This window comes from Lutimaribacter pacificus (assembly GCF_900142185.1).
GTDB classification, from domain to species: domain Bacteria; phylum Pseudomonadota; class Alphaproteobacteria; order Rhodobacterales; family Rhodobacteraceae; genus Lutimaribacter; species Lutimaribacter pacificus.
Window position 1 is genome coordinate 37,450 of the sequence record NZ_FQZZ01000002.1, and the last position, 25,440, is coordinate 62,889.

At 65.0% G+C, this 25,440-nt stretch carries 27 protein-coding genes; 19 read left to right on the forward strand and 8 right to left on the reverse strand.

Annotated features, from left to right (window positions below; translation table 11 throughout):
* Position 1: 1 nt before the first annotated feature.
* Together F3H87_RS06190 and F3H87_RS06195 are read right to left on the reverse strand one after the other, a co-directional pair.
* A complete protein-coding gene (locus tag F3H87_RS06190; RefSeq protein ID WP_149787724.1) occupies positions 2–1,126 on the reverse strand; it encodes an ABC transporter ATP-binding protein in 1,125 nt (374 codons plus the stop codon).
* Between the two features lie 60 nt (positions 1,127–1,186).
* Complete coding sequence (locus F3H87_RS06195) at positions 1,187–2,272, reverse strand: polyamine ABC transporter substrate-binding protein (RefSeq protein WP_149787725.1); 1,086 nt, start codon at positions 2,270–2,272, stop codon at positions 1,187–1,189.
* Between the two features lie 145 nt (positions 2,273–2,417).
* Between F3H87_RS06195 and F3H87_RS06200 the strand changes: the two genes are divergently transcribed.
* A complete protein-coding gene (locus F3H87_RS06200) occupies positions 2,418–3,113 on the forward strand; it encodes a GntR family transcriptional regulator (protein ID WP_149787726.1) in 696 nt (231 codons plus the stop codon).
* Positions 3,114–3,195: 82 nt separating this feature from the next.
* A complete protein-coding gene (locus F3H87_RS06205; protein ID WP_149787727.1) occupies positions 3,196–4,593 on the forward strand; it encodes an aspartate aminotransferase family protein in 1,398 nt (465 codons plus the stop codon).
* Positions 4,594–4,733: 140 nt separating this feature from the next.
* Here F3H87_RS06205 and F3H87_RS06210 read toward each other — a convergent pair whose 3' ends face one another.
* Complete coding sequence (locus tag F3H87_RS06210; RefSeq protein WP_149787728.1) at positions 4,734–5,918, reverse strand: M24 family metallopeptidase; 1,185 nt, start codon at positions 5,916–5,918, stop codon at positions 4,734–4,736.
* Between the two features lie 265 nt (positions 5,919–6,183).
* Between F3H87_RS06210 and F3H87_RS06215 the strand changes: the two genes are divergently transcribed.
* The 6 genes from F3H87_RS06215 (at position 6,184) to cobO (ending at position 12,174) form a co-directional block, all read left to right on the forward strand.
* The gene (locus F3H87_RS06215; RefSeq protein WP_149787729.1) at positions 6,184–7,284 is read left to right on the forward strand and encodes an ABC transporter ATP-binding protein; all 1,101 of its coding nucleotides are present in this window, start codon (positions 6,184–6,186) and stop codon (positions 7,282–7,284) included.
* A 115-nt stretch (positions 7,285–7,399) separates the two neighbouring features.
* The gene (locus F3H87_RS06220; RefSeq protein ID WP_149787730.1) at positions 7,400–8,473 is read left to right on the forward strand and encodes an ABC transporter substrate-binding protein; all 1,074 of its coding nucleotides are present in this window, start codon (positions 7,400–7,402) and stop codon (positions 8,471–8,473) included.
* Positions 8,474–8,572: 99 nt separating this feature from the next.
* Complete coding sequence (locus F3H87_RS06225; protein ID WP_223227989.1) at positions 8,573–9,871, forward strand: ABC transporter permease; 1,299 nt, start codon at positions 8,573–8,575, stop codon at positions 9,869–9,871.
* Positions 9,872–9,874: 3 nt separating this feature from the next.
* The gene (locus F3H87_RS06230; protein ID WP_149787731.1) at positions 9,875–10,795 is read left to right on the forward strand and encodes an ABC transporter permease; all 921 of its coding nucleotides are present in this window, start codon (positions 9,875–9,877) and stop codon (positions 10,793–10,795) included.
* The gene (locus F3H87_RS06235) at positions 10,795–11,568 is read left to right on the forward strand and encodes an SDR family NAD(P)-dependent oxidoreductase (protein ID WP_149787732.1); all 774 of its coding nucleotides are present in this window, start codon (positions 10,795–10,797) and stop codon (positions 11,566–11,568) included. Before F3H87_RS06230 ends, F3H87_RS06235 begins: the two co-directional genes overlap by 1 nt.
* A gap of 3 nt (positions 11,569–11,571) precedes the next feature.
* Entirely contained in the window at positions 11,572–12,174 is a 603-nt protein-coding gene (gene cobO, locus F3H87_RS06240; protein ID WP_223227990.1) for a cob(I)yrinic acid a,c-diamide adenosyltransferase, read from the forward strand.
* A 101-nt stretch (positions 12,175–12,275) separates the two neighbouring features.
* Here cobO and F3H87_RS06245 read toward each other — a convergent pair whose 3' ends face one another.
* Positions 12,276–12,953 carry a PEP-CTERM sorting domain-containing protein gene (locus tag F3H87_RS06245; protein WP_149787733.1) on the reverse strand — a complete coding sequence of 226 codons (678 nt, stop codon included), beginning with the start codon at positions 12,951–12,953 and terminating at the stop codon, positions 12,276–12,278.
* A gap of 209 nt (positions 12,954–13,162) precedes the next feature.
* Positions 13,163–14,029: a branched-chain amino acid aminotransferase gene (locus F3H87_RS06250; RefSeq protein WP_149787734.1), complete on the reverse strand. Its 867-nt coding sequence runs from the start codon at positions 14,027–14,029 to the stop codon at positions 13,163–13,165.
* Positions 14,030–14,203: 174 nt separating this feature from the next.
* Here F3H87_RS06250 and F3H87_RS06255 point away from each other — a divergent pair, with 174 nt between their 5' ends.
* From F3H87_RS06255 to dxs, 6 genes are all read left to right on the forward strand, one after another.
* Positions 14,204–14,701, forward strand: coding sequence for a MarR family winged helix-turn-helix transcriptional regulator (locus F3H87_RS06255; protein ID WP_149787735.1), 498 nt, complete (start codon positions 14,204–14,206; stop codon positions 14,699–14,701).
* Positions 14,698–15,411, forward strand: coding sequence for a response regulator (locus tag F3H87_RS06260; protein WP_149787736.1), 714 nt, complete (start codon positions 14,698–14,700; stop codon positions 15,409–15,411). The genes F3H87_RS06255 and F3H87_RS06260 overlap by 4 nt, the downstream gene beginning before the upstream one ends.
* Positions 15,412–15,489: 78 nt before the next feature.
* The gene (locus F3H87_RS06265; protein WP_149787737.1) at positions 15,490–16,419 is read left to right on the forward strand and encodes a histone deacetylase family protein; all 930 of its coding nucleotides are present in this window, start codon (positions 15,490–15,492) and stop codon (positions 16,417–16,419) included.
* On the forward strand, positions 16,416–16,658 hold the full coding sequence (locus F3H87_RS06270) for an exodeoxyribonuclease VII small subunit (RefSeq protein WP_149787738.1): 243 nt from the start codon (positions 16,416–16,418) through the stop codon (positions 16,656–16,658). Before F3H87_RS06265 ends, F3H87_RS06270 begins: the two co-directional genes overlap by 4 nt.
* A gap of 3 nt (positions 16,659–16,661) precedes the next feature.
* Positions 16,662–17,528 (forward strand): polyprenyl synthetase family protein, encoded by an 867-nt coding sequence (locus F3H87_RS06275; RefSeq protein WP_394852158.1) that lies wholly within the window; start codon positions 16,662–16,664, stop codon positions 17,526–17,528.
* A 25-nt stretch (positions 17,529–17,553) separates the two neighbouring features.
* A complete protein-coding gene (gene dxs, locus F3H87_RS06280; protein WP_149787739.1) occupies positions 17,554–19,479 on the forward strand; it encodes a 1-deoxy-D-xylulose-5-phosphate synthase in 1,926 nt (641 codons plus the stop codon).
* Positions 19,480–19,493: 14 nt separating this feature from the next.
* Here dxs and F3H87_RS06285 read toward each other — a convergent pair whose 3' ends face one another.
* Complete coding sequence (locus F3H87_RS06285) at positions 19,494–20,087, reverse strand: exopolysaccharide biosynthesis protein (protein ID WP_149787740.1); 594 nt, start codon at positions 20,085–20,087, stop codon at positions 19,494–19,496.
* Positions 20,087–20,941: an SDR family oxidoreductase gene (locus tag F3H87_RS06290; RefSeq protein ID WP_149787741.1), complete on the reverse strand. Its 855-nt coding sequence runs from the start codon at positions 20,939–20,941 to the stop codon at positions 20,087–20,089. The genes F3H87_RS06285 and F3H87_RS06290 overlap by 1 nt, the downstream gene beginning before the upstream one ends.
* Positions 20,942–21,049: 108 nt before the next feature.
* On the opposite strand from F3H87_RS06290, the gene paaA reads away from it, so the two are divergent.
* The 5 genes from paaA (at position 21,050) to F3H87_RS06315 (ending at position 24,711) form a co-directional block, all read left to right on the forward strand.
* Positions 21,050–22,033 carry a 1,2-phenylacetyl-CoA epoxidase subunit PaaA gene (paaA, locus tag F3H87_RS06295; protein WP_149787742.1) on the forward strand — a complete coding sequence of 328 codons (984 nt, stop codon included), beginning with the start codon at positions 21,050–21,052 and terminating at the stop codon, positions 22,031–22,033.
* A gap of 105 nt (positions 22,034–22,138) precedes the next feature.
* Complete coding sequence (gene paaB / locus F3H87_RS06300; protein ID WP_149787743.1) at positions 22,139–22,423, forward strand: 1,2-phenylacetyl-CoA epoxidase subunit PaaB; 285 nt, start codon at positions 22,139–22,141, stop codon at positions 22,421–22,423.
* Entirely contained in the window at positions 22,423–23,172 is a 750-nt protein-coding gene (gene paaC / locus F3H87_RS06305; RefSeq protein ID WP_149787744.1) for a 1,2-phenylacetyl-CoA epoxidase subunit PaaC, read from the forward strand. Before paaB ends, paaC begins: the two co-directional genes overlap by 1 nt.
* Complete coding sequence (paaD, locus tag F3H87_RS06310) at positions 23,169–23,660, forward strand: 1,2-phenylacetyl-CoA epoxidase subunit PaaD (RefSeq protein ID WP_223227991.1); 492 nt, start codon at positions 23,169–23,171, stop codon at positions 23,658–23,660. The genes paaC and paaD overlap by 4 nt, the downstream gene beginning before the upstream one ends.
* 10 nt (positions 23,661–23,670) lie before the next feature.
* Entirely contained in the window at positions 23,671–24,711 is a 1,041-nt protein-coding gene (locus F3H87_RS06315; protein WP_149787746.1) for a 2Fe-2S iron-sulfur cluster-binding protein, read from the forward strand.
* Here F3H87_RS06315 and F3H87_RS06320 read toward each other — a convergent pair whose 3' ends face one another.
* Entirely contained in the window at positions 24,712–25,437 is a 726-nt protein-coding gene (locus F3H87_RS06320; RefSeq protein ID WP_149787747.1) for a metallophosphoesterase family protein, read from the reverse strand.
* Positions 25,438–25,440 lie beyond the last annotated feature (3 nt).

Below are 25,440 nucleotides of genomic sequence, written 5' to 3' on the forward strand. Positions count from 1 at the left end.
GTCACGACTCCAGCAGCACGGGGGCGGTGTCGGTCCAGCTTAGCCAGACGTGATCCTCCCATGTCAGGCTGCGGCGCGACAGGCGGCGGGTGTTGGCGATCTGGGCCTTCATCATCGTGCCGTCGGCCAGTTGCACGTGATAGGTGCTGAGGTTGCCCAGATAGGCGATGTCGATGATCTGGCCCTGCACCTTGTTGGCGGCGTCGGTCGGTTCCTCGGCCGAGATACCCACCTTTTCCGGCCGGATCGCCAGGAAACATTTCTGCCCCGGCGCAAAACTCTTGCCGGTCTTGACGTGCAGCACCGGCTGCCCTTCGGCCCAGGCGATGTCGTAACCGTCGCCTTGCGGGGTGGCCGCGCCTTCGATGATGTTCACGTCACCGATGAAATCGGCCACGTAGACGGAATTGGGCTGCTCGTAGATCACCGCCGGCGTAGCGACCTGCATGATCTGCCCCTCGTCCATCACCGCGACGCGGCTGGCGACGGTCATCGCCTCTTCCTGGTCGTGGGTGACGATGACGAAGGTCGTGCCTGTCTTTTCCTGGATGTCCATCAGCTCGAACTGCGTGTCCTGCCGCAGCTTGGCGTCCAGCGCGCCCAGCGGTTCGTCCAGCAGCAAAAGCTTGGGCGCCTTGGCAAGGCTGCGCGCCAGTGCCACGCGCTGCCGCTGCCCGCCGGAAATCTGGTGCGGCTTGCGCCGGGCGAACCGTTCCAGCCGGGTCAGGCGCAGCATTTCGGTCACGCGGGCGTCGATCTTCGCCTTTTCCATACCCTCGCGTTTCAGGCCGAAGGCGATGTTTTCCCAGACCGAAATATGCGGAAACAGCGCGTAAGACTGGAACATCATGTTCACCGGGCGCTTGTTCGGCGACACGCCCGCCATGTCCTGCCCGGCGATCAGGATCTGCCCTTCGGTCGGGGTTTCGAAGCCGGCCAGCATCCGCATCATCGTGGTCTTTCCGCAGCCCGACGGGCCCAGCAGCGCAAAGAATTCGCGCGCATAGATATCCTGCGAAAGATTGTCGATGGCGGTGAAGTCACCGAACCGCTTGGTGACGTTGCGGAACTGGATAAGCGGTTTTTCGTTGGGGTCGTCCCAAGGGGCAAAGACGGTTTGAGCCATTCCCGGTCCTTGTCAGAGAAAGGCCCGCGCGGGGTGCGCGCGGGCCGGGAAATCAGGGCCTCAGATGCCCGACTTGATCTTTGTCCACAGGCGCGTGACGGTGCGCTGGGTGCGCGCGTCATAGGGCGTGGTGGTGAAGAGGTTGTTCAGCGCCTCTTCCGACGGATAGATCGCCGGGTCGCCGATCACGTCCTCGATCAGGTATTCCTGCGATGCCTTGTTGCCGTTGGCATAATAGACGTAGTTCGAGGCGGCGGCCATGTTCTGCGCGTCCATGATGAAGTTCAGGAACTTGTGCGCACCGTCGGGGTTCGGCGCATCGACGGGGATGGCCATCTGGTCGAACCACATCTGCGCGCCTTCCTTCGGCGCGTTATAAACGATCTCGACACCGTTTTCGGCCTCATCTGCGCGGTCGCGGGCCTGCAGGATGTCGCCCGACCAGCCGACCGCAACGCAGATATCGCCATTGGCCAGTGCGTTGATGTATTCCGAGCTGTGGAATTTCTGGATATACGGGCGGACTGCGGCATAGACAGGCTCGATCTTGGCGATCACGTCATCATCATGGCTGTTGGGGTCCTCGCCGATAAATTTCAGCGCGGCGGGGATCATCTCGGCCGGGGCGTCAAGGAAATGCACCCCGCACGCGGCGAGTTTTTCCATGTTCTCGGGCTTGAACACCAGGTCCCAGCTGTCGATCGGCGCATCCTCGCCCAGCACTTCCTGAACCTTGCCGACATTCACGCCCAGCCCGGTCGTGCCCCACATGTAGTTGATCGAATAGGCGTTGTCGGGGTCGTATTGTTCGGTCCGTTGCGAAACGACATCCCACATGTTTTCGAGGTTCGGCAGCTTCGACGGATCGAGCTTCTGGAACGCGCCGGCGACGATCTGCCGCTGCAGGAAGGTGCCGGTGGGCACCACGACGTCATAGCCCGAGCCGCCGGCCAGCATCTTGGTTTCCAGAACCTCGTTACTGTCGAACACGTCATAGATCAGGTCGATTCCGGTTTCCTGCTCGAACTTTTCCAGCAGTTCCTCGTCGATATAATCGGACCAGTTGTAAACGCGGACCTCTTCTGCGGCCGCGGCTCCTGCCAGCAGGGCGCAGGCGGCGGTCATGGTCGTCAAGCGTTTCATCATGTGTTTTCTCCCGTTGGTCATGGATCTTTCGTCCTTGACCTGAAATTTGATCATATCTTGCCCCGTCGGACAATATGGAAATGTTTTCACGACACCGCTAAACTCGCAAGAGAGCGCGCACAGCAGCCAAGGGAAATCCTCTGACATGAACGATCTGGCCCAGAAAACAGGCGCCCCGAATGCGGGCAGCGCCGGCACCCCGGCGCATCAGGTGATCTATGGCCAGCTGCGCGAACTAATCCTTTTCGGTGAAATCGCTCCGGGCGAGGCGGTGACGATCCAGGGTTTGTGCACCCGATTGGGTGCCGGCATGACGCCGGTACGCGAAGCGATCCGCCGCCTGATCTCGGAAGGCGCGCTGCAGTTCCAGGGCAACCGCCGCGTGACCGTGCCGCAACTGACCGCCGCCAACGTGACCGAAATCATCTTTGCCCGGCAATGGCTGGAATCGCATCTCGCCCTGCGCGCGACCGAACGGGCGACGGCCGAGGATCTGACCCATCTCGCGCGGATTGACGCGGCGCTGGACGCCGCCATCGAACAGGGCGAGCTGCACGCCTATCTGCGGCAGAATTATCGTTTCCACGAAAGGATTTACCATATCGCCGACGCACCGATCCTGGCCGAGATGGCCGAGCGGCTGTGGCTGCGCTTCGGCCCCTCCCTGCGGGTGATGATCGGGCGCGTCGGCACGCAGAACCAACCCGACAAGCACCGCGCGCTGATGGATTGCATGCGCACGGGTGATGCCGAGGGTGCGGCGCGCGCCATGCGCGAGGATATGTTGCAGGGCATGGAGCATATTCGCGCGATGCTGGAACGCGGCGCCCGGAACGGGTGATTCGATTGACAGGCTGAAATTTGATCATATTCTGGCGACAACACGCGCGACGCGCGCGATCCTTCCCGAACAAGAGGCCGCCATGACCCAGATCACCAATCACATGCCCACAGCCGAGTTGCAGGCGCTGGATGCCGCGCATCACATGCACCCGTTTTCCACCCAGGGCGATCTTGCCGCGCGCGGGGCCCGCGTCATCACCCGTGCCGAAGGCGTCTGGATTCACGACAGCGAAGGCAACCGGATTTTGGACGGGATGGCGGGGCTGTGGTGCGTGAATATCGGCTATGGCCGTGATCGGCTGGCCGAGGTCGCGGCCCGTCAGATGCGCGAACTGCCCTATTACAACACCTTCTTCATGACGACCCACGTGCCCGCCATCGCGCTCAGCCAGAAGCTGGCCGAGGTCGCGCCGGGCGATCTGAACCACGTGTTCTATGCCGGTTCGGGGTCCGAGGCGAACGACACCAATATCCGCATGGTGCGCACCTATTGGGCCGAACTGGGCAAACCCGAGAAAAGCGTCATCATCAGCCGCAGGAACGCCTATCACGGCTCGTCCGTCGGCAGCGGCAGCCTTGGCGGCATGGCAGCGATGCACGCGCAGGGCGGCCTGCCGATTCCGGGCATTCACCATATCGGCCAGCCCGACTGGTGGGCCGAAGGCGGCGCCATGTCGCCCGCCGAGTTCGGCCTGGAACGCGCGCGCCAGCTGGAACAGGCGATCCACGATATCGGCGCCGACAAGGTGGCCGCCTTCATCGCGGAACCCGTGCAGGGCGCTGGCGGCGTGATCGTGCCGCCCGAAACCTACTGGCCCGAGATTCAGCGCATCTGCCGCGAAAACGATATCCTGCTGATCGCCGACGAGGTGATCTGCGGGTTCGGCCGCACCGGTAACTGGTTCGGCTCGCAGACCGTGGGCTGGCAGCCCGATATCATGACCATCGCCAAGGGCCTGTCCTCGGGCTATCAGCCGATCGGCGGCTCGATCGTGTCCGACCGCATCGCCGAAGTGATCGGCAAATGCGAATTCAACCACGGCTACACCTATTCCGCCCACCCGGTCGCCGCCGCCGTGGCGCTGGAAAACCTGCGGATCATGGAAGAGGAAAACATCGTCGGTCATGTCCGCGACGTGATCGGGCCGCACATGGCCGCGAAATGGCAGACCCTGACCGATCACCCGATGGTCGGCGAGGCCAGGATCGTCGGCATGATGGGCTCCATCGCGCTGACCCCGCACAAGGACAGCCGCGCCCGCTTTGCCTCGGACCCCGGCACCGTGGGGTATATCACGCGCGAACGCTGTTTCGCCAACAACCTGGTGATGCGGCACGTGGGCGACCGCATGATCATCAGCCCGCCGCTGGTGATGCAGCCCGAAGAGGCCGACACCCTGATCGAACGCGCCTGGAAATCGCTGGACGAGGCGATGGCCCAGGTCAGGGAACAGGGCCTGTGGGTGGCGGCAAGCTGACGTAACGGCCGCCTCCGGCGGGAGTATTTGCAGAACGATGAAGAGCCGGGCGTATCAAGGCTGGCGCGCAGCGTGTTTCATCGTTCCCGAAATACTCCCGCCGGAGGCATCGGCCTTTTGCCGGCAACGACCGACCCCGGTTATTCCTTGACGAAAAGCTGCCGGGGGCGGTTGCAGAAGGTTTCGGCCGGGCCATCCTCGGTGATCAGGATCGACTCGGTGATCTCAAGCCCCCAGTCCTTCATCCACAGGCCGGGCATGAAGTGGAAGGTCATGCCCGGTTCCAGCACGGTTTCGTCCTCGGAGCGCAGGGAGACCGTGCGTTCGCCCCAGTCGGGCGGATAGGACAGGCCGATGGGATAGCCGCAGCGCGCCCCGCGTTCGATGCCCGCCTTCGTCAGGGCGGCACCCAGCGCCTCGGCGATATCGCAGGCGCGGTTGCCGGCGCGGGCGGCGTCCAGCCCGGCCTCCAGCCCCTCGATCAGCGCCTCTTCGGCGCGGCGTGCCTCGTCCGGGGGAGTGCCCAGCCAGACGGTGCGGCAGAACGGCGTGTGATAGCGGCGATAGACGCCGGCCAGTTCGAAAAAGGTGCACTGGTCATACTGCATCTGGTCGCCGTTCCAGGTGATATGCGGCGCACTGGAATCCGCGCCCGACGGGCACATCGGCACGATCGCGGGGTAATCGCCCCAGTCGTCGCCGACACCCGTCAACGCATCGTTGTAGATCGCCGCGACCAGTTCGTTCTTGCGCAGGCCGGGGCGGGCGCGGGCGATGGCGCCGTCGATCATGGTTTCGGTGATCCGCGCCGCGCGGCGCATGAAACCGATCTCTTCGTCGGATTTGATGCCGCGCTGCCAGTTCACCAGCCCGGTGGCATCGACAAGCGTCGCCTGCGGCAGCGTCGCGTCGAGCGTCATGTGTGCCTTGGCGGAGTAGTAATAATTCTCCATCTCGACCCCGATCCGCGCCTTTTCGCCGCCGAGTTCCGCCAGCAGCGTGCCCAGGTGCTGCATCGCGTGGCGTTCGGTCGATTGCACGAAATTATCGGGATAGGGGCGGATATGGTCCTCGGTCATCCAGACGGTGCGGCGCGCGCCGTTGCCGTCCATGCCGCGGCCCCACCAGATCGGATCGCCCTCGTGGCGCAGGATCACGCCCTGGTGCACGTAAAAGGACCATCCGTCATAAGAGGTCAGCCATGCCATGTTGGACGGATCGGTGACGAAAAGGATGTCGATCCCCGCCTGCTCCATTGCCTTCCGCGTCCTGGCGATGCGGCGTGCGTATTCCCTGGGGCTGAAGGGGATATCCTTGTCCGTCATATGATCCTCGTCTTTTAATGTCGCAACAGGGTCGTTTTTGACAAATCTGGTGGCGCGATTCTGGGCCAGAAACGACCATGCGCAGTCCCTTTGCACCATCCTGGCAGGCGGAGTCCAAGCCCTGTGAACAGCTTTTGGGCATTTGGCGCGCGATTGACCGGAAAATAGCAGCCCGCTGTTGCATGACCGGCCAAGAGGCGCTTTAGTCGGCTCTGGAAAATAAGAAGCAGGACCACCTGCAAGCTAAAAAAACGGGGAGCCACGTTTGGCTGACGTAAATCGTGACGACGTGTTCGTGGTCTTTGACCGCGTACAGAAAAGCTATGACGGCGAGACACTTGTCGTCAAAGACCTGAACCTTTCCATGCCGCGCGGCGAATTCCTGACCATGCTGGGGCCGTCAGGGTCCGGCAAGACGACCTGCCTGATGATGCTGGCCGGGTTCGAAACCGCAACGCATGGCGAGATCCTTCTGGGCGGCAAGCCGATCAACAACATTCCGCCGCACAAGCGCGGGATCGGCATGGTGTTCCAGAACTACGCGCTGTTTCCGCACATGACGGTGGCCGAGAACCTCAGCTTTCCGCTCGAGGTGCGCGGCATCGACAAGTCGACGCGCGAGGAAAAGATCAAGCGCGCGCTCGACATGGTGCAGATGGGCCGGTTCGGCAACCGCCGTCCGGCGCAGTTGTCCGGCGGGCAGCAGCAGCGGATCGCCCTCGCCCGCGCGCTGGTGTTCGAGCCCGAGCTGGTGCTGATGGACGAGCCGCTGGGCGCGCTGGACAAGCAGTTGCGCGAACATATGCAGTTCGAGATCACCCGCCTTGCGCATGAGCTGGGGATCACCACGGTCTACGTGACCCACGACCAGACCGAGGCGCTGACGATGTCGGACCGCGTGGCCGTGTTCGACGATGGCCGCATCCAGCAGCTTGCGGCGCCCGACACCCTGTACGAAGAGCCGCAAAACAGCTTTGTCGCGCAGTTCATCGGCGAGAACAACACGCTCGAAGGGGTCATTACCGAGATCAAGGGCGACCTGTGCGAGGTCAGGCTGGACAGCGGCGAGATTATCGACGCCAAGCCGGTCAACGTGTCCTCGGTGGGCGACCGGACGCGGGTGTCGATCCGTCCCGAACGGGTCGAGATGAACAAGGCCCGCCTGCAGAAAGGCGCCCATACGCTCAAGGCCGAGGTGCTGGAATTCATCTATATGGGTGACATATTCCGCACCCGTCTGCGGGTGGCGGGCAATGACGATTTCGTCGTCAAGACCCGCAACGCGCCCGATCAGGTCCGAACGGAACCCGGCCAGCAGATCGAGATCGGCTGGCTGCCGCAGGATTGCCGCGCGCTGGATGCGTGAGCGGTAGAAGCTTCGCGCCCCGGTCCCCGGGGTGCGGACAACTCCGGGGGGCGGATGGTCAGCCCGTAACGCCGCCTCCGACACAATCAAAACGGGCAATTATGGGAGTTATGACATGAAACTCAAAACAGTTCTTATGGCGACGGCACTGGCCGGTGCCGGCTTTGCCGCGCAGGCGCAGGAAGTCACCGTGATGTCCTGGGGTGGCGCCTATGCCAAGAGCCAGGTCGAAGCCTATCACAAACCCTTCACCGCCGAGACCGGCATCAAGGTGAACTCGGTCGATGCCGACAACCCCGCCACGCCGATCAAGGCGCAGGTCGAGGCCGGCAACGTGTCGATCGACGTGGCCGACGTTGAATTCTCGGACGCCGTGCGCCTGTGCGACGAGGGCCTGCTTGAACCGATCGACGTGGGCATCCTGCCCGCCGCGCCCGATGGCACCCCGGCGACCGAGGATTTCATCGAAGGCGCGTTGCAGGATTGCGCGGTGGCCAACATCGTTTGGTCGACCGTCGTCGCCTACAACTCGGAAAACGTCGAAGGCACGCCGGCCACGATCGCCGATTTCTTCGACACCGAAACATTCCCCGGCAAGCGCGGGCTGCGCAAATCGGCCAAGGCCACGCTGGAAATGGCCCTGATGGGCGATGGCGTGCCCGCCGCCGAGGTCTATGACATGCTCGAAACCGACGAGGGCGTCGACCGCGCCTTTGCCAAGCTCGACACGATCAAGGGCGATATCGTCTGGTGGGAAGCCGGCGCGCAGCCGCCGCAGCTTCTGGCCGACGGCGAGGTGGTTATGTCGACCGCCTATAACGGCCGGATCTTCAACGCCGCCGTTGGCGAGAACCAGCCGCTGGAAATCGTCTGGGACGGCCAGATCCTCGATTTCGACCTGTTCGTGGTGCCCAAGGGCGCACCGAACCTGGAAGAAGCGATGCAGTTCATCGCCTTCTCGACCGACACGCAGCGCCTTGCGGACCAGGCAAGCTGGATCAGCTACGGCCCCGCGCGCAAATCGTCGGGCGACCTGGTGGGCCTCTATTCGGACGGCAAGACCGAGATGGCGCCGCATATGCCGACCGCAGCCAAGAACCTTGAAAACGCGCTGGTCAACAACTTCGAGTTCTGGGTCGATATGGACGCCGAACTGAACGAGCGGTTCAACGCCTGGCTGGCGCAATAAGCCGGCCCCCGGTCCCGGCCATCGCGGTCGGGGCCGTTCTGATAAAAGGGCGGGCCGCGCAAGGCCCGCCCCGCCAACGGGACAAGGTATGACAGGGACATGACCGACGCGACCGCGAACGGAAAGCCGCAGATGCTGACCACGGCGGACGGCAAGCCGCTGAAAGAGGCGCTGAAACGTGCCCAGGCGCGCGCGCGCCGCAAGGCCTTCCTGCTGGTGTTGCCGCTTCTGGCCTTTATCCTCATCACCTTCGTGACGCCGATCGCGCAGATGCTGCATCAGTCGGTCTATAACGAGGGGTTCGTGATGCACGAGGATATCGGCACCCGCACCCGCACCCCCATCATGACGAATATCAAGGCGTGGTTCGACGGGAACTCCGCCGGAACCGAGCCTGACGAAGCCGCCTTTGCCGCGCTGCACCAGGATTTCCTGTTGCTGCGCGAACTGCGCGCGCCCGGCCAGGTCGGAACCCGCGTGAATTACGAGCGTGGCGGCTCGCGCTCGATGTTCACCAAGGCCGCGCGTTCGGCCGAGCGGATGGAGCCGCCCTACCGCGAGGCGTTTCTGGACGTCGACGAAGAATGGACCGACCCCGAGCTGTGGCGCGTGATGCGCGATGCCTCGTCGGCCTACACCTTCAACTTTTACCTGGCCGCGCTGGACCGGACGAAGAACGTCGATGGCGAGATCGTCAGCGTGGACCAGAACCGCCAGATCTATATCAAGCTGTTCACCCGCACGCTGTTCCTGTCGGTGCTGATCACCTTCCTGACCTTCCTTCTGGCGTATCCCATCGCGCATCTGCTGGCGACGCTGCCGCTGCGCTATTCCAACCTGCTGATGATCTTTGTGCTGCTGCCGTTCTGGACATCGCTTCTGGTGCGAACGACCAGTTGGATGGTGCTGCTGCAAAGCCAGGGCGTCGTGAACGACGCGCTGGTGGGCATGGGTATCCTGGGCGACGAAAACCGGCTGCAGATGATGTATAACCAGATCGGCACCGTGGTCGCGATGACGCATATCCTGCTGCCCTTCATGGTGCTGCCGCTCTATTCCGTGATGCGACCGATCAACCCGTCCTATGTGCGCGCCGCGCGCAGTCTGGGCGCGACAAGCTGGACGGCGTTCCGGCGCATCTACTTCCCGCAGACCGTGCCGGGGATCGGGGCGGGCGCGCTGCTCGTCTTCATCCTGGCGGTCGGGTATTACATCACGCCCGCCCTTGTCGGGGGCGCCGACGGGCAGCTGATTTCGAACCTCATCGCCTTCCACATGCAGAACTCGCTCAACTGGTCGCTTGCTGCGGCTTTGGCGGCGCTGCTGCTGGCGGGTATCCTGATCCTGTATTGGCTCTATGACCGCCTGATCGGCATCGACAACCTGAAGCTGGGGTAAGACATGGCACTTCCGAACCACGCCTCGACGCTCGAACGGGTCTGGCACTATGCCTACCTGGTGATCTGCGGGCTGATCTTCCTGTTCCTGATCGCGCCGATCCTTGTGGTGATCCCGCTCAGCTTTAACATCGAGCCTTATTTCACCTTCACGGAGAAGATGCTCAAGCTCGATCCGACCGGTTATTCCCTGCGCTGGTACGACCTGCTGCTGACCTTCGGGATGCTGGAGCCCGACGCCCCGCGCGACGCGAGCTGGTGGGCCGATGCCTGGGCCAATGCGAACTGGATCAACGCGGCCAAGAACTCGATCATCATCGGCTTCTTCTCGACCATCATCGCCACCGGGTTGGGCACCGTCGCGGCACTGGGCCTGTCGCGGCCCGAAATGCCCTGGCGCCGTGCGATCATGGCCACGCTGATTTCGCCGATGATCGTGCCGATCATCATCGTGGCGACGGGCCTGTTTTTCTTCTATTCGCGCATCGGCATCCAGGATTGGGGCATTCCCTATCTGGGCGTCGTTCTGGCCCATGCGACGCTGGGCATTCCCTTTGTCATCATCACGGTCACGGCAACACTGGTGGGCTTCGACCATTCGCTGACGCGCGCCGCGGCCAATCTGGGTGCCGATCCGGTGACGACCTTTCGCAGGGTGCAGATGCCGCTGATCCTGCCCGGTGTGATTTCCGGCGCGCTGTTCGCATTCGTCACTTCGTTCGACGAGGTGGTGGTGGTGCTGTTCGTCGGTGGCCTCGACGAACAGACGATCCCGCGCCAGATGTGGAACGGCATCCGCGAACAGATCAGCCCGGCGATCCTGTCGGTGGCGACGATCCTTGTCGTGATCTCGATCCTGCTGCTGACCACGGTCGAACTGCTGCGCCGCCGGTCCGAGCGGCTGCGCGGGCTGAGCCCGGGCTGATGCAGGTCACGGGAACCATCGCCATCGTCACCGGTGGCGCGCAGGGCATCGGCGCGGCGCTGGTGCGCGCGTTGAAAGATGCGGGTGCGGCGAAGGTGATCAGCGCCGACCTGCGCGAGCACGCGACCGAAGGCGCCGACGAATGCGTGATCTGCGACGTGTCGCAGCAAAGCCGGATCGAGGCGATGATCGACCATGTCGAGGCCGTGCATGGCCCGGTGGGGCTGATGTGCTCGAACGCCGGTATCCTGACCGGCAAGGACAGCACGTTCGACAACATCGCCTTTGCCGATACCGAGGTGTGGAATACCGCCTGGGCGGTCAACGTGATGGCCCATGTCCACGCGGCCAGGTACTTGATTCCAAAGATGAAATCGCGCGGCGGCGGGTATTTCCTGCACACGGCCTCCGCCGCGGGTTTGCTGAACCAGGTGGGCAGCGCGGTCTATGGCGTGACGAAACACGCCGCCGTGGGCTTTGCCGAGGCGCTGGCCTTCGGGCATCGGGACGACGGGATCGGGGTCAGCGTGCTGTGCCCGCAGGGTGTGGACACCGATATGGTGCGCGATGCCGGGAACAATCCGGCCGTTCTGGACGGTGTCCTGCCGCCGGAACAGGTGGCGGCGGAATGTCTCCAGGCAATCGAAAGTAACAGGTTTCTTGTCCTTCCGCACAAGGAGGTGGCGCAGTATATGAAGGTGAAGGCCGGGGATTACGACCGCTGGATCGGTGGTATGGCCAAACTGCAACGCGCGATGAAGGACGGGATGTAACGCATGGTGGGCGAGGCGGAAAGCTACAAGGCAAGGATGCAGGCGGTGCAGAAGGCGCACCGCGAAAAGCAGCAGGAATTGCGCGATCCCGACAAGGGGCTGGTTCTGGTAAATACAGGAAATGGCAAGGGAAAATCCTCATCCGCCTTTGGTGTGGCGATCAGGGCGCTGGGCTGGAAACAGCGCGTGGGCGTGGTGCAGTTCGTCAAGGGCACGTGGATCACCGGCGAGCGGCGGTTCTTTGAACGGCTGGGCGAAATCGACTGGTTCATGATGGGCGAGGGCTTTACCTGGGATACGCAGGACAAGGAACGCGACCGCCGCGCCGCCGAGGCGGCGCTGGAAAAGGCCGCGGAAATGCTTGCCAGTGGCGATTACGACCTTGTTATCCTTGATGAAATCAACATCTCTCTGCGCTATGGCCAGATCACGCCCGAGGCGGTGATCGCCGCGCTGGACGCCCGCGACGCCCGCACCGGCGTGATCCTGACGGGACGGGATGCGCCGGCCGAGATTTGCGATTACGCCGACCTGGTGTCGGTCATCGACGAGGTGAAGCACCCCTACAAGGCCGGGATCAAGGCGCAGCGCGGCGTCGATTTCTGAGGCCGCGATATATTCAAGCCTGCACTGAATATGCAAAAACCGCGCGGTTTCGGGGTGAAACTGCGCGGTTTTTCAAAGGGGGTGCCGGGTTGAAGCCCGGCCTACCGTTCCGCCGGATTCCGGCGGCGGCGCGCCGCGAATGCACCGAACAGTCCGAGCGCACCGGCCAGGAGGCCGGCCGTGGCGGGCACCGGCACCGGAGAGGCCGCGGGCGTGACGTCGGCATCGGCCGACTCGAGTGTGGTGGGTGTTTCGGACGGCGAGAACTGCAACTCGCCATTGTCGAATTCCAGGACCGGGCCGGGAGCCGCGGCAAGAGGACCATCCAGCGCGCCGGCTTGCCCGCCGGAACCGCCTGAACCGCCACCGCCGCTGAACCCAAGTTGCAGCCGCCCGCGTTCGAGAGCGGGGGTCGCCGGGTTGTCGATATTTTCATACAGCAGGAAGGACAGGTCGCCATTGGCAAGCTGCACCGTTGCGCCGCTGTCATCCTCGCCCGGTTCGCCATCGCTGAGGAAGGTCAGCGAGGGGGCGACGCCCACGGGCGTCACGGCCACGTAATAGCTGATCAGGTTGTAGGTGATCGCATGGCTGATATTGGTCTTGACCGACGCGGTGTCGACGGTGACCGATCCCCGGAATGTCGCGTTGTCGAAGGCGTCGTTGACCGAAAGCCCGTCATCGGACAGCTTGCCGCTGACCGTGAAAGCCACCGGCGCCGCCAGGGATGGCGCGGCCAGCCCGGCAAGGATCAACATGGATAGGACAGAATTTTTCATTTTGATGCCGATTGATTACGAAATGTCCACAAACCAGCGGAAAATTTGTCAGAATTGAGGCCCTCAGCCTTCCACGCTTTATGGTTGCAGGTCAACTGTTTTCGGTGGCAGCCGGATGGCGGGTGCAATCCGGCCGGGGCCGGGTGCACGAAAAACCCCCGCGGTGATCCGCGGGGGGTCGGTGAATTCCCGTGTTGTCGCGGCTGCGATCAGCTGCGCACGAGCTTTTCGTATTCCTCGGCGATTTCGCGGGTCAGGGCGCCGACCTCGAAATTGTAGTCGCCGATCTGACCCACCGGTGTGACCTCGGCCGCAGTGCCGGTCAGCCAGCACTGTTCGAACCCTTCCAGCTCGTCCGGCATGATATGGCGTTCGTTCACCTTGATGCCCTTTTCCGTGAGCATCTGGATCACGGTCTGGCGCGTGATGCCGTTCAGGAAGGCGTCGGGCGTGGGTGTGTGCACCTCGCCATCCTTGACGAAGAAGATATTGGCGCCCGTCGCCTCGGCCACGTAGCCGCGGTAATCCATCATCATCGCGTCCGAGCAGCCCTTGGCCTCGGCCGTGTGCTTGGACATGGTGGCGATCATGTAGAGCCCGGCGGCCTTGGCCTGGCTGGGCGCGGTGGCCGGATCGGGGCGGCGCCATTTCGCGATGTCGAGCTTTGCGCCCTTCATCTTGGCATCGCCGTAATAGTTGCCCCACGACCAGACGGCCACGGCCATGCGCACCGGGTTGCGCGCGGATGCGACACCCATATCCTCACCCACGCCGCGCCATGCGAAGGCGCGCACGTAAGCGTCGGTCAGGTTGTTGGCCTTGAGCGTCGCCTCTTTCGCGGCTTCGATTTCATCGACGCTGTAGGGGATTTCGAAATCTATCAGGCGGCCGGATTGCACCAGCCGTTCGGAATGTTCGCGGCTTTTGAAGATCTTGCCGTTATAGCACCGCTCGCCTTCGAACACCGAGCTGGCGTAGTGCAGCGCGTGGGTCAGCACATGCACGTTGGCCGCGCGCCAGTCCACCAACTGCCCGTCCAGCCAGATCTTGCCGTCACGATCGTCATAGCCCGCCATCTTGTCTCTCCCTCGGCTCAAGCTTTTCATAAGTTGCGCAAGAAATGTCCGATGTGGACATAAAATTGCGCAAAAACTGCGATTCGCTACCAGTTACGTCTTGGAATGTCAACAAGGCTGACTTAAACTGCCCATCAGACAGGCACAGGGCGCAGGCCCGAAAGGGGGGAGCACATGTCAGACTCGTCCACCGGCGAAAACCTGCTCTATCTGACCGACGAGCAGTTGAGGCAGGGAATCGAGGCGATGTTCTTTGCCTATCGCGGCTTTACCGCCGATCCCGATCGCATCCTTGCCGACATGGCCTATGGCCGGGCGCATCACCGGGCGATCCATTTCATCAACCGCGCGCCGGGCACCACGGTCAACAACCTGCTGGCCATCCTGGGCGTGACCAAGCAATCGCTGAACCGGGTGCTGCGCACCCTGATCGAGGACGGGCTGGTGGAAAGCCGCGTGGGAAATGCCGACAAGCGCGAACGCCACCTGTACCTGACCGAGAACGGCCGCGCGCTGGAGCAGCGCCTGTCGGATGCGCAGCGGGCGCGGATGCGCACCGCCTTTCGCGCGGCGGGGCCGCAGGCGGTGGTGGGGTTCCGGCAGGTGCTGGAGGCGATGATGGACCCGGACATGCGGCGGCGTTACCTCGCCCTCAAGGAGAGCGGGTCATGAGCGATATCGACACCCATCTTCTGATCGTCGACGATGACGAGCGTATCCGCACGCTGCTGGCGAAGTTCCTGATGAAGAACGGGTTTCTCGTGTCCTCGGCGCGCGACGCGGCCCATGCGCGGCGGCTGCTGGAGGGGCTGGAATTCGACCTGATCGTGATGGACGTGATGATGCCGGGCGAGGACGGCATCAGCCTGACCCGCGCGATCCGAGAAACCGCGATCACGCCGATCCTGCTGCTGACCGCCAAGGGCGAAACGAAGGACCGGATTACCGGGCTGGAGGCGGGGGCCGACGATTACCTGCCCAAACCGTTCGAACCGCGCGAGCTGCTGCTGCGGATCAACGCCATCCTGCGCCGCATGCCCGAACCCGAGCCCGACAGCACTGTGCCCAAGGTGTTGCACCTGGGGCCGATCCGCTACGATATCGAGCGCGGCGAGCTGTGGCACGGGCAGGACCCGGTGCGCCTGACCGCGACGGAAAGCCAGCTTATGCGGATATTCGCGGCGCAACCCGGTGAGCCGATCAGCCGCACCCGGCTGGTCGAGGACCTGGGCCGCGGCGGTGCCGCGGGCGGCGGCCAGGCGCAGGAGCGCGCGGTCGACGTGCAGATCACCCGGTTGCGGCGCAAGATCGAGCAGGACCCCAAGCAGCCGCGATACCTGCAGACGGTGCGCGGCGCGGGCTACATGCTGGCGCCGGATTGAGCCTTGTTCGCCGGCAGCGCGCGTGGCACGGTCTGCCCCCGGTGAGTATTTTCCGAACGATGAAGACGAGGCAGAGACATGGGAACCGCGCTTTACTGGCATGACGATTGCCTGGGCCATGTGACCCCGCCGGGCCACCCCGAGCAGGTGGCGCGGCTGGAGCATATCCGCGCCGCGCTGGCCGGGATCGGGGGGCTGGACCGGCGCGAGGCGCCGCTGGCGGGCGACGACCTGATCCTGCGCGGGCATCCGCAGAGCTACCTTGACAAGATCCTGTCGTCGGAGCCGGAAGAGGGCTTCGTTACGCTGGATTCCGACACCCACATGTCGCGCGGCTCGGTCGCAGCGGCGCGGCGTGCGGTGGGTGGCGCGGTGGCCGCCGTGGATGCGGTGATGGCGGGCGAGGTCACGAATGCCTTTGTCGCAACGCGCCCGCCGGGGCACCATGCCGAGCGCGAGACCCATATGGGGTTTTGCCTGTTCGGCAACGTGGCGCTGGCCGCGAAGCACGCGATGGAGGCGCATGGCCTGACCCGCGTGGCGGTGGTGGATTTCGACGTGCATCACGGCAACGGCACGCAGGACCTGTTGTGGGACGAGGCGCGGGCGCTGTTTTTCTCAAGCCACCAGATGCCGCTGTGGCCAGGCACCGGGGCGCCGGGCGAAAAGGGCGCGCACGGGCAGATCGTGAACCTGCCGCTGGAGCCGACATCGGGCGGGGCGGAAATGCGCGCGCTGTATGAAGACAGGGTGTTTCCCCGCATCGACGACTGGGCGCCTGAACTGATCCTGATTTCCGCCGGGTTCGACGCGCATCGCGCCGACCCTCTGGCGCAGCTGAACTGGGACATCGCGGATTTCACCTGGCTGACGGAAAACCTGTGCGATCTGGCGGCGAAACATTGCCGGGGCCGTGTGGTATCCGCGCTGGAAGGCGGCTATGACGTGGAGGCGCTGGCGGCAAGCGTGGCCGCCCATGTCACGGTTCTGAAGGAGAGGGGCGCATGAGCGACAAACCCGTAGCCGAAATGAGTTTCGAAGAAGCGATGCGCGCACTGGAAGAGGTGGTGGGCAAGCTGGAGCGGGGCGACGTGCCGCTGGAAGAGTCCATCACGCTCTACGAGCGCGGCGCCGAGCTGAAGAAACGCTGCGAGGCGAAGCTGAAGGAAGCCGAGGAAAAGGTGGCCGCCATCACGCTGGATGGTGAGGGCAACCCCACGGGAACGACCCCGGTCGAGGGGATGTAGGCCTTGCTCGACCAGGTGCGCAACGATGTGGCCGCGCGGGTGCAGGCGCATCTGGAGGCGGAGATCGGGCGCTATGGCGGCGTGGTGGCCGAGGCGATGGCCTATGCCAGCCGTGGCGGCAAGCGGCTGCGCGCGCTGTTCGTGATGGAAGGGGCGCGGTTGCATGGCGTGGCACCGGACCACGCGATCTGGCCCGCCGCCGCGATCGAGGCGCTGCACGCCTACAGCCTTGTGCATGACGACCTGCCCTGCATGGACGACGATGACGAGCGGCGCGGGATGCCCACCGTTCACAAGCAATGGGATTACGCCACCGCCGTTCTGGCGGGGGATGCGTTGCAGACGCTGGCCTTTGAACTGGTGACCGACGGCCGGGGCCATCCCGACGGCGCGGTGCGGGCGGACCTGGCGCTGACGCTGGCGCGCGCCGCCGGGGCGGGGGGCATGGTGCTGGGGCAGGCGATGGATATCGCGGCGGAAACCGCCGACAGCCCCCTGACGCTGGCGCAGATTACCGCGTTGCAGGCGGGCAAGACCGGGGCGCTGATCACCTGGTCGGCCTGCGCCGGGCCGCTGATGGCGCGGGACGATACGGGCGCGATGAAGACCTATGGCGATTGCGTCGGGCTGGCGTTCCAGATCGCCGACGACGTGCTGGACGTGGAAGGCGATGCGGACATGGTGGGCAAGGCGGTGGGCAAGGATGCCGCCGCCGGCAAGGCGACCTTTGTTTCGCTGCTGGGCCTCGATGCGGCGAAACGCCGTGCGGCCGATCTGGTGACCGAAGCCTGCGACGCCCTATCTGCCTATGGCGGCGAGGCGGAAACCTTGCGGCAGGCCGCCCGCTTCGTTATTGCGCGCGATAGCTGAGCCAACCCCCGGGAGGGGAGCCAAGATGAGTGACAGACCAAAAACCCCGCTTCTGGACACGATCCATGCGCCCGCCGATCTGAAACGATTGTCGGATGCGCAGTTGCGGCAGGTCGCGGACGAGTTGCGGGCCGAGACGATATCCGCCGTCAGCGAAACCGGCGGGCACCTGGGCGCGGGGCTGGGCGTGGTCGAGTTGACCGTGGCGCTGCACAGCGTATTCGACACCCCGCGCGACAAGCTGATCTGGGACGTGTCGCATCAATCCTATCCGCACAAGATCCTGACCGGGCGGCGCGACCGTATCCGCACCCTGCGGCAAAAGGGCGGGCTGTCGGGTTTCACCAAGCGGTCGGAATCGCCCTACGACCCGTTCGGCGCGGCGCATAGCTCGACCTCGATCAGTGCGGCGCTGGGCTTTGCCGTGGCGCGCGATCTGGGCGGATCGGTCGAAACCGGACTGGGCGAGGCCATCGCGGTGATCGGCGACGGGGCGATGAGCGCGGGCATGGCGTTCGAGGCGATGAACAATGCCGGCCACCTGAACAAGCGGCTGTTCGTGATCCTGAACGACAACGAGATGAGCATCGCGCCGCCTGTCGGGGCCTTGTCGTCTTATTTGTCGCGGCTTTACGCGGGCGAGCCGTTCCAGGAGTTCAAGGCCGCGGCCAAGGGGGCCGTCAGCCTGCTGCCGGAACCCTTCCGCGAGGGGGCAAGGCGTGCCAAGGACATGCTGAAGGGCATGGCAGTGGGCGGCACGCTGTTCGAGGCGCTGGGCTTTTCCTATATCGGGCCGATCGACGGGCATGACCTCGACCAGCTTTTGCCGGTGCTGCGCACGGTCAGGGCGCGGGCCACCGGCCCGATGCTGATCCATGTGCTGACGAAAAAGGGCAAGGGCTATGCCCCGGCGGAACGCGCCGACGACAAGGGCCACGCCACGGCGAAATTCGACGTGGTGACGGGCGAGCAGAGAAAGGCGCCGTCGAACGCGCCCTCCTATACCTCGGTTTTCGGGCGCACCCTGACCGCGATGGCGGCCGAGGACCCGCGTATTTGCGCGGTCACCGCCGCGATGCCGGGGGGCACCGGGCTGGACCTGATGGCGGAACGCTATCCCAGCCGGGTGTTCGACGTGGGCATTGCCGAGCAGCATGGCGTGACCTTTTCCGCTGCGCTGGCGGCGGGCGGGATGCGCCCGTTCTGCACGATGTATTCGACATTCCTGCAACGCGGTTACGACCAGGTGGTGCATGATGTGGCGATCCAGCGCCTGCCGGTGCGGTTCGCCATCGACCGGGCCGGGCTGGTGGGCGCCGACGGGGCGACCCATGCGGGCAGCTATGACATCGCCTACCTGTCGAACCTGCCGGGTTTCGTGGTGATGGCGGCGGCGGACGAGGCCGAGCTGACCCACATGATCGCCACTGCCGCAGCCCATGACGACGGGCCGATCGCGTTCCGCTATCCGCGCGGCGAGGGGGTGGGCGTGACCATGCCGGAACGCGGCGAGGTGCTGGAAATCGGCAAGGGCCGGATGATCCGCGAGGGCAGCCGCGTGGCGATCCTGTCCTACGGCACGCGGCTGGGCGAGGTGATGAAGGCCTGCGAGGCGCTGGAGGCGCGGGGCGTGTCGCCCACCGTGGCCGATGCGCGGTTCGCCAAGCCGCTGGATCGTGACCTGATCCTGCGGCTGGTCGCCGGGCACGAGGCGCTGATCACCATCGAAGAGGGTGCGGTGGGCGGTTTCGGCAGCCATGTGGCACAGCTTCTGGCCGGGGAAGGCGTGTTCGACCACGGGCTGAAATTCCGCTCGATGGTGCTGCCGGATATCTTCATCGACCAGGCCAGCCCCGCCGACATGTATGACGTGGCCGGGCTGAGCGCCGCCGATATCGAGGCGAAAGTGCTGGAGGTCATGGGCGTCGAGGTGATGGGGAAACGGGCGTAGGTGCGGCCGCGCGCCTACCACACACTGTCCCACAGTTGCCAGATCGCCGCCCCCAGCGCGGCGATGAAGGTATAGCCCAGCACGACGAACAGCCCGTCCCGCGTGACCAGCCCGATGGCCAGAAGCGATACGGCGGTGGCGCCGATCGAGGTGACCATCGGCAGCGGTTCGAGGATCGGCCAGGGCAGGGCGGTGGCCATGATCGTCAGCACCACCATCCATTTCAGCGGGCGATGTGTCAGGAAGGGCAGGCGGCGTCTTGTGCGGCGGTCGATCCAGCCCAGCGGCCCGTGCAGGAAGTCGATGGCGCGGTCCATCCGGTCGCGGTGCAGGCTGCGGTCGAGCAGCAGGGCCGGCAGCCACAGGTGATCGCGCCCCAGCAGATATTGCGCCGTTATCGTCACGATGATCACCATGCCCGCCGTCGGCAGCCCCGGGATCGCCGAAAGCGGCGAGACCAGGATCAGCCCGGTCAGCAGGATCGTCGCAGAAAACGACCGGTCGCCGATATGGCCGAGGATCTGGCGCAACGACACCTGGTCGGCGCCGTCGTCGGGGCGCAGCGCCTCGAGCAGGTCGCGCAGGGTGTCGGGGCCGGCGGCGGACATCAGGGCGCTCCGTCGAGGATCGCGCGCAGCCCCTCGCGGTAGGTGGGGTAGCGCAGGGTCACGCCCAGGTCGTCCTTGATCCGGTCGTTCGAGACACGCTTGGATTCGGAATAGAAGCTGCGGGCCATGGGGCCGAGATCGGCCTCGGCGAAATCCTGTTCGGGGGGCACCGGCAGGCCAAGCAGGTTGGCGGCGTGGGCGATCACGTCCTGCGGCGGTGCGGGATCGTCGTCGCAGACATTGTAGACCGCGCCGGGGTCGGGGCGCGCGATCGAGGCCAGCAACACCTGCACGATGTCGTCGACATGGGTGCGGGAGAATACCTGGCCCGGCTTGACGATCCGGCGCGCGGTGCCGTTGCGCAGCTTTTCGAACGGGCCGCGACCGGGGCCGTAGATGCCGGCCAGGCGGAAGATGTGCAACGGCAGGCCGGGAATGGCGGCCCATGCGGCCTCGGCCGCCACGCGCCGTTCGCCGCGCCTTGTGGCGGGCGTCAGCGGTGCGGTCTCGTCGACCCAGCCGCCCCGGCGATCGCCATAGACCCCGGTGGTGGACAGGTATCCGGCCCATGCCAGCCGGGATGCGGCACCGGCGATTTCCTGCCCATAGAGCGGCAGCACCGGGTCGCCCTGCGCATCGGGCCCTGCCGAACACAGCAGGTGAGTCGCCCGGGCGATGACGTCGGCGATATCGTCCTGCCCCCATAGCAGGGGGGTGACGCACTGCGCGGTCAAGTCACTGATTTTCGAAGGATTCCGCGTGGTTCCAAAGACCTGCCACCCGGCCGGGACCAGCCGCCGCGCAAGGGCCTGGGCCACGTATCCGTGGCCGAATGAGAGCAGGATTTTTTCCATGCACGATAAATGGGTTAGGCGCCCTGCCATGGCAAGTGTTACAAAAATTGCTTTGAGTGTTGTGTTTTGTAACTTATAACATGTTCAGCGAACAGCAGGAGGCCAGCCATGTATAGCCAGGGTCTGATCGGTGCCGATGGCAGCACCACGGAAACGCCGGAATTCCTTGATACCTTCCAGAAGCGCATCGACGCCGAGCAGAAGATCGAGCCGACCGACGCGATGCCCGAGGGCTATCGCCGGACGCTGGTGCGCCAGATCGGCCAGCATGCCCATTCCGAGATTGTCGGTATGCTCCCCGAGGGCAACTGGATCACCCGCGCGCCGTCGCTGCGCCGCAAGGCCGCGCTGCTGGCCAAGGTGCAGGACGAGGGCGGGCACGGTCTGTATCTCTATTCCGCCGCCGAAACGCTGGGCGTGAGCCGCGAGCAGATGACCGAGGAGCTGCATTCGGGCAAGGCGAAGTATTCGTCGATCTTCAACTACCCGACGCTGACCTGGGCGGATATCGGCATCATCGGCTGGCTGGTCGACGGCGCCGCGATCATGAACCAGATCCCGCTGTGTCGCTGTTCCTTTGGCCCCTATGCCCGCGCGATGATCCGGGTCTGCAAGGAGGAATCGTTCCACCAGCGGCAGGGATACGAGATCGTCATGACGCTGGCGCAGGGCACGCCGGAGCAGAAGGCGATGGCGCAGGATGCGCTGAACCGCTGGTGGTGGCCGTCGATCATGATGTTCGGCCCGCACGACGCCGACAGCCAGCACTCGGATCAGAGCATGGCGTGGAAGATCAAGCGGTTCACCAATGACGAGCTGCGCCAGAAATTCATCGACGCCACGGTGCCGCAGGCCGAGTATCTTGACCTGACGATCCCTGACCCGGACCTGAAATGGAACGAGGCAAAGCAGGGTTACGACCACGGGCCGATCGACTGGGACGAGTTCTGGCGCGTGGTCAAGGGCCACGGGCCGATGGCGCGCGACCGGATAAAGGACCGCAAGGCCGCCTGGGACAACGGCGCCTGGGTGCGCGAGGCGGCACTGACCCATGCCGAAAAGCGCCGCGCGCGCAAGATGGCGGCGGAGTGACGCCGGCAGGGATGGGGGCGCATCGCCCCGCCTGCCGGCCCGCTTTCCGGGGGCGCTGCCCCCGGACCCCCGGAGTATTTTTCAGAACGATGAAAGGATGAGGCCATGACGCAAGCGACGCCTCTTTGGGAAGTGTTCATCCGGCCCCGCAACGGGCTGAGCCACAAGCATGTGGGGTCGATCCATGCCGCGGACGAGGTGATGGCGGTGCAGGCGGCGCGCGATGTCTATACGCGGCGCGGCGAGGGCACGTCGATCTGGGTCGTGCGCTCGGCCGATATCGTGGCGAGCGATCCCGACCAGGCCGGCGAGAATTTCGAGCCGACCGCCGACAAGATCTATCGCCACCCGACATTCTACGAGATCCCCGAAGACGTGGGGCATATGTGATGGCTGTGTTCGAGGCGATCCTGGAGCTGGCGGACGATCACCTGGTGCTGGGCCACCGGATCAGCGAGTGGTGCGGCCACGCGCCGATGCTGGAAGAAGACCTGGCGATGCCGAACATGGCGCTGGACCTGATCGGCACCGCGCGCACGCTGTATGATCGCGCGGCCATGCTGGAGGGCAAGGGCCGGTCCGAGGATGACATGGCCTATCTGCGCGGTGAGCGGGAGTATCGCAACTGCCTGCTGGTCGAGCGCCCGAACGAGGATTTCGCGCATACCATGCTGCGCTCGCTCTATTTCGCGGCGTTCATGCGGCCGTTCTGGCTGGCAACGCTGGAAATGACGACTGACGAGACCGTGCGCGGGGTGGCGGGCAAGGCCGAAAAGGAAATGGCCTATCACATCCGCCATGCCGGGGAATGGGTGATCCGGCTGGGCGACGGGACCGAGGAAAGCGCGCGGCGGATGCGTGACGCGGTGGCGGCGCTGCATATCTATACCGGCGAGCTGTTCGAAAGCTCGCCCGCGGCGACCGAAGCCGAGGCCGAAGGGGTGTTGCCGGTTCGTGCGGATATGCGCGCGGCCTGGGAAGATGTGATCGGCCAGGTATTCGCCGAGGCGCTGCTGGAGGCGCCCGAGGTGCCGTATCCCCAGACCGGCGGGCGCAAGGGGCTGCATGGCGAGGGGCTGGGCCATCTGCTGGCCGAGATGCAATCGGTCTATCGCGCCCATCCCGGGGCCACGTGGTGAGCGTGTGCTGGCAGGGAACCGGCGAGGCGGCATGGGAGGCTGCGGCCTCGGTGCCCGACCCCGAGGTGCCCTGCGTGACGGTGGCCGATCTGGGCATTTTGCGCTGGGTCAGGGTCGAAGACGGGGTGGCGGTGGCCGGTGTCACGCCGACCTATTCGGGCTGCCCGGCGACGCTGGCGATCGAGCTGGCGATCGAGGCGGCGTTGCGGGATGCCGGGTTCGACGCGCGGATCGAACGCGTGCTGACGCCGCCCTGGACGACCGACTGGATCACCGATGAAGGCCGCGAGAAACTGCGCGACTATGGCATCGCCCCGCCCGAGGAAAGCGGCGGCAAGGCCACGCTGTTCGGCGCGGCGCAGGTGACCTGCCCGCGCTGCGGCAGCCGCGAGACCGAGCGTCTGTCCGAGTTCGGCTCGACCGCGTGCAAGGCGCAGTATCGCTGCCTGAGCTGCCGCGAGCCGTTCGATTATTTCAAATGCATCTGAGGGGGGCACGATGTTCCACGACCTGACCATTCGCGCCGTGCGGCAGGAAACGCCCGACGCGGTTTCGATCACCTTCGACACGCCCGCGGCGGGGTTCGACTGGCAGCCGGGGCAGTACCTGACCCTGCGCGCCGATGTGCAGGGCGAGGATGCGCGGCGGTCCTATTCCATCGCGTCACTGCCCGGCGCGCCGCTGACCGTGGGCGTCAAGAGGGTCGAAGGCGGGATGTTCTCGACCTTTTGCCAGGGGCTGAAGCCGGGCGACCGCATCCGTGTGATGCCGCCCGAGGGCCGGTTCGTGACGCATGGCGAGGAGGATATCGTGCTGATCGCCGCCGGATCGGGGATCACGCCGATGGTGTCGATTGCCGGCGCTGCGCTGGCGCGGGGCGCGCGGGTGACGCTGATCTACGGCAACCGCAATTTCGGGTCGATCATGTTCCGCGAACAGCTGGATGCGCTGAAGGATCGGTATGTCGACCGGTTTACCCTGATCCACGTGCTGAGCCGCGAGCCGCAGGATGTCGACCTGCTGAACGGGCGGATCACCGGCGAAAAGGTCGCCGCGCTGGGCCGTGCGGGCGCTGTCGATCTGGCGGGGGCCGACGGGATATTCCTGTGCGGGCCGGGCGACATGATCGACGATGTGACCGCCATGCTGGACGGGCAGGGCATCGCGCGTGAGCGGATTCATTTCGAACGCTTCTACCAGGATGGCGAGGTGCCGCGCGCGCCGAAATCGGCCGCGGCCGAGGCAGCCGCGGAACACAGTGCGCAGGTCGAGGTGATCCTGGACGGCGCGCGCCGGCAATTCACCGTGACCGCCGGGGACGATACCGTGCTGGACGCCGCCGCGCGGCAGGGGCTGGAGCTGCCCTATTCCTGCAAGGGCGGCATGTGCTGCACCTGCCGCTGCAAGGTGTCGGAGGGCAGCGCCGAGATGGCGGTGAATTACTCGCTGGAGCCGTGGGAGCTGGAGGCCGGGTTCACGCTGGCCTGCCAGACGCGGCCGACGAGCGAAAAGCTGGTGCTGGATTTCGACGCGGCGTGATCAGGCCAGCCTGACCCGGCCTTTTTGGGTCAGCTCCCACACATCGCCGTCCTGGAACAGGGCGGCGGTGACCTTGCGGCCATAGCCCGCGCCGCTGTCGAGATTGACGCGGTTTCCGTAATTTCTGGCTGTTTCGACCGGGGTATGGCCGTGCACGATCAGCGCGCCATGATCGCGCGGGTCGTCGTGAAACTCTTGCCGTATCCACAACAGGTCGGTTTCCGATTGCGCATCCAGCGCCACGCCGGGGCGGATGCCGGCATGGGCAAAGAACAGCCCGCCGACGCGATGCGAGAGTTTCAGGTCGCGCAGGAATTGCGCGTGGTGCGCGGGCACCTGCGCGCGGATTTCATTGGCCAGTTCGAACATGCGGCGGCCTTCCACCTCTGTCACGCCGTAAGAGGCCACGGTTTCGCGCCCGCCGATCCGGTCGTGCAGCCAGTGATAGCCGACCAGCATATAGGGATCGTGCCGGGGCGGGGTTTCCAGGTACCATTCCATCATCCGGTCGTGATTGCCCTTGAGGCAGGTCCAGTCGCGCCCGTCGGTGCGGCCCCGCGACAAAAGCTCGATCACGCCCCGGCTGTCGGGGCCGCGGTCGACGTAATCGCCCAGAAACACGACGGGCGCATCGGCGCCGCCATCCGCCTCGATCAGGGAAAGCGCGTCTTCGAGCCGGGCAAGCTGGCCATGAATGTCGCCGACGGCGTAGATGGGATCGGTCATGTC

Bases quoted from the DNA above. Each gene is read 5' to 3' on its own strand.
- F3H87_RS06190 (WP_149787724.1), bottom strand. From the start codon at position 1,126: ATGGCTCAAACCGTCTTTGCCCCTTGGGACGACCCCAACGAAAAACCG.
- F3H87_RS06195 (WP_149787725.1), bottom strand. From the start codon at position 2,272: ATGATGAAACGCTTGACGACCATGACCGCCGCCTGCGCCCTGCTGGCA.
- F3H87_RS06200 (WP_149787726.1), top strand. From the start codon at position 2,418: ATGAACGATCTGGCCCAGAAAACAGGCGCCCCGAATGCGGGCAGCGCC.
- F3H87_RS06205 (WP_149787727.1), top strand. From the start codon at position 3,196: ATGACCCAGATCACCAATCACATGCCCACAGCCGAGTTGCAGGCGCTG.
- F3H87_RS06210 (WP_149787728.1), bottom strand. From the start codon at position 5,918: ATGACGGACAAGGATATCCCCTTCAGCCCCAGGGAATACGCACGCCGC.
- F3H87_RS06220 (WP_149787730.1), top strand. From the start codon at position 7,400: ATGAAACTCAAAACAGTTCTTATGGCGACGGCACTGGCCGGTGCCGGC.
- F3H87_RS06225 (WP_223227989.1), top strand. From the start codon at position 8,573: ATGACCGACGCGACCGCGAACGGAAAGCCGCAGATGCTGACCACGGCG.
- F3H87_RS06230 (WP_149787731.1), top strand. From the start codon at position 9,875: ATGGCACTTCCGAACCACGCCTCGACGCTCGAACGGGTCTGGCACTAT.
- F3H87_RS06235 (WP_149787732.1), top strand. From the start codon at position 10,795: ATGCAGGTCACGGGAACCATCGCCATCGTCACCGGTGGCGCGCAGGGC.
- cobO (WP_223227990.1), top strand. From the start codon at position 11,572: ATGGTGGGCGAGGCGGAAAGCTACAAGGCAAGGATGCAGGCGGTGCAG.
- F3H87_RS06245 (WP_149787733.1), bottom strand. From the start codon at position 12,953: ATGAAAAATTCTGTCCTATCCATGTTGATCCTTGCCGGGCTGGCCGCG.
- F3H87_RS06250 (WP_149787734.1), bottom strand. From the start codon at position 14,029: ATGGCGGGCTATGACGATCGTGACGGCAAGATCTGGCTGGACGGGCAG.
- F3H87_RS06255 (WP_149787735.1), top strand. From the start codon at position 14,204: ATGTCAGACTCGTCCACCGGCGAAAACCTGCTCTATCTGACCGACGAG.
- F3H87_RS06260 (WP_149787736.1), top strand. From the start codon at position 14,698: ATGAGCGATATCGACACCCATCTTCTGATCGTCGACGATGACGAGCGT.
- F3H87_RS06265 (WP_149787737.1), top strand. From the start codon at position 15,490: ATGGGAACCGCGCTTTACTGGCATGACGATTGCCTGGGCCATGTGACC.
- F3H87_RS06270 (WP_149787738.1), top strand. From the start codon at position 16,416: ATGAGCGACAAACCCGTAGCCGAAATGAGTTTCGAAGAAGCGATGCGC.
- dxs (WP_149787739.1), top strand. From the start codon at position 17,554: ATGAGTGACAGACCAAAAACCCCGCTTCTGGACACGATCCATGCGCCC.
- F3H87_RS06285 (WP_149787740.1), bottom strand. From the start codon at position 20,087: ATGTCCGCCGCCGGCCCCGACACCCTGCGCGACCTGCTCGAGGCGCTG.
- F3H87_RS06290 (WP_149787741.1), bottom strand. From the start codon at position 20,941: ATGGAAAAAATCCTGCTCTCATTCGGCCACGGATACGTGGCCCAGGCC.
- paaA (WP_149787742.1), top strand. From the start codon at position 21,050: ATGTATAGCCAGGGTCTGATCGGTGCCGATGGCAGCACCACGGAAACG.
- paaB (WP_149787743.1), top strand. From the start codon at position 22,139: ATGACGCAAGCGACGCCTCTTTGGGAAGTGTTCATCCGGCCCCGCAAC.
- paaC (WP_149787744.1), top strand. From the start codon at position 22,423: ATGGCTGTGTTCGAGGCGATCCTGGAGCTGGCGGACGATCACCTGGTG.
- F3H87_RS06315 (WP_149787746.1), top strand. From the start codon at position 23,671: ATGTTCCACGACCTGACCATTCGCGCCGTGCGGCAGGAAACGCCCGAC.
- F3H87_RS06320 (WP_149787747.1), bottom strand. From the start codon at position 25,437: ATGACCGATCCCATCTACGCCGTCGGCGACATTCATGGCCAGCTTGCC.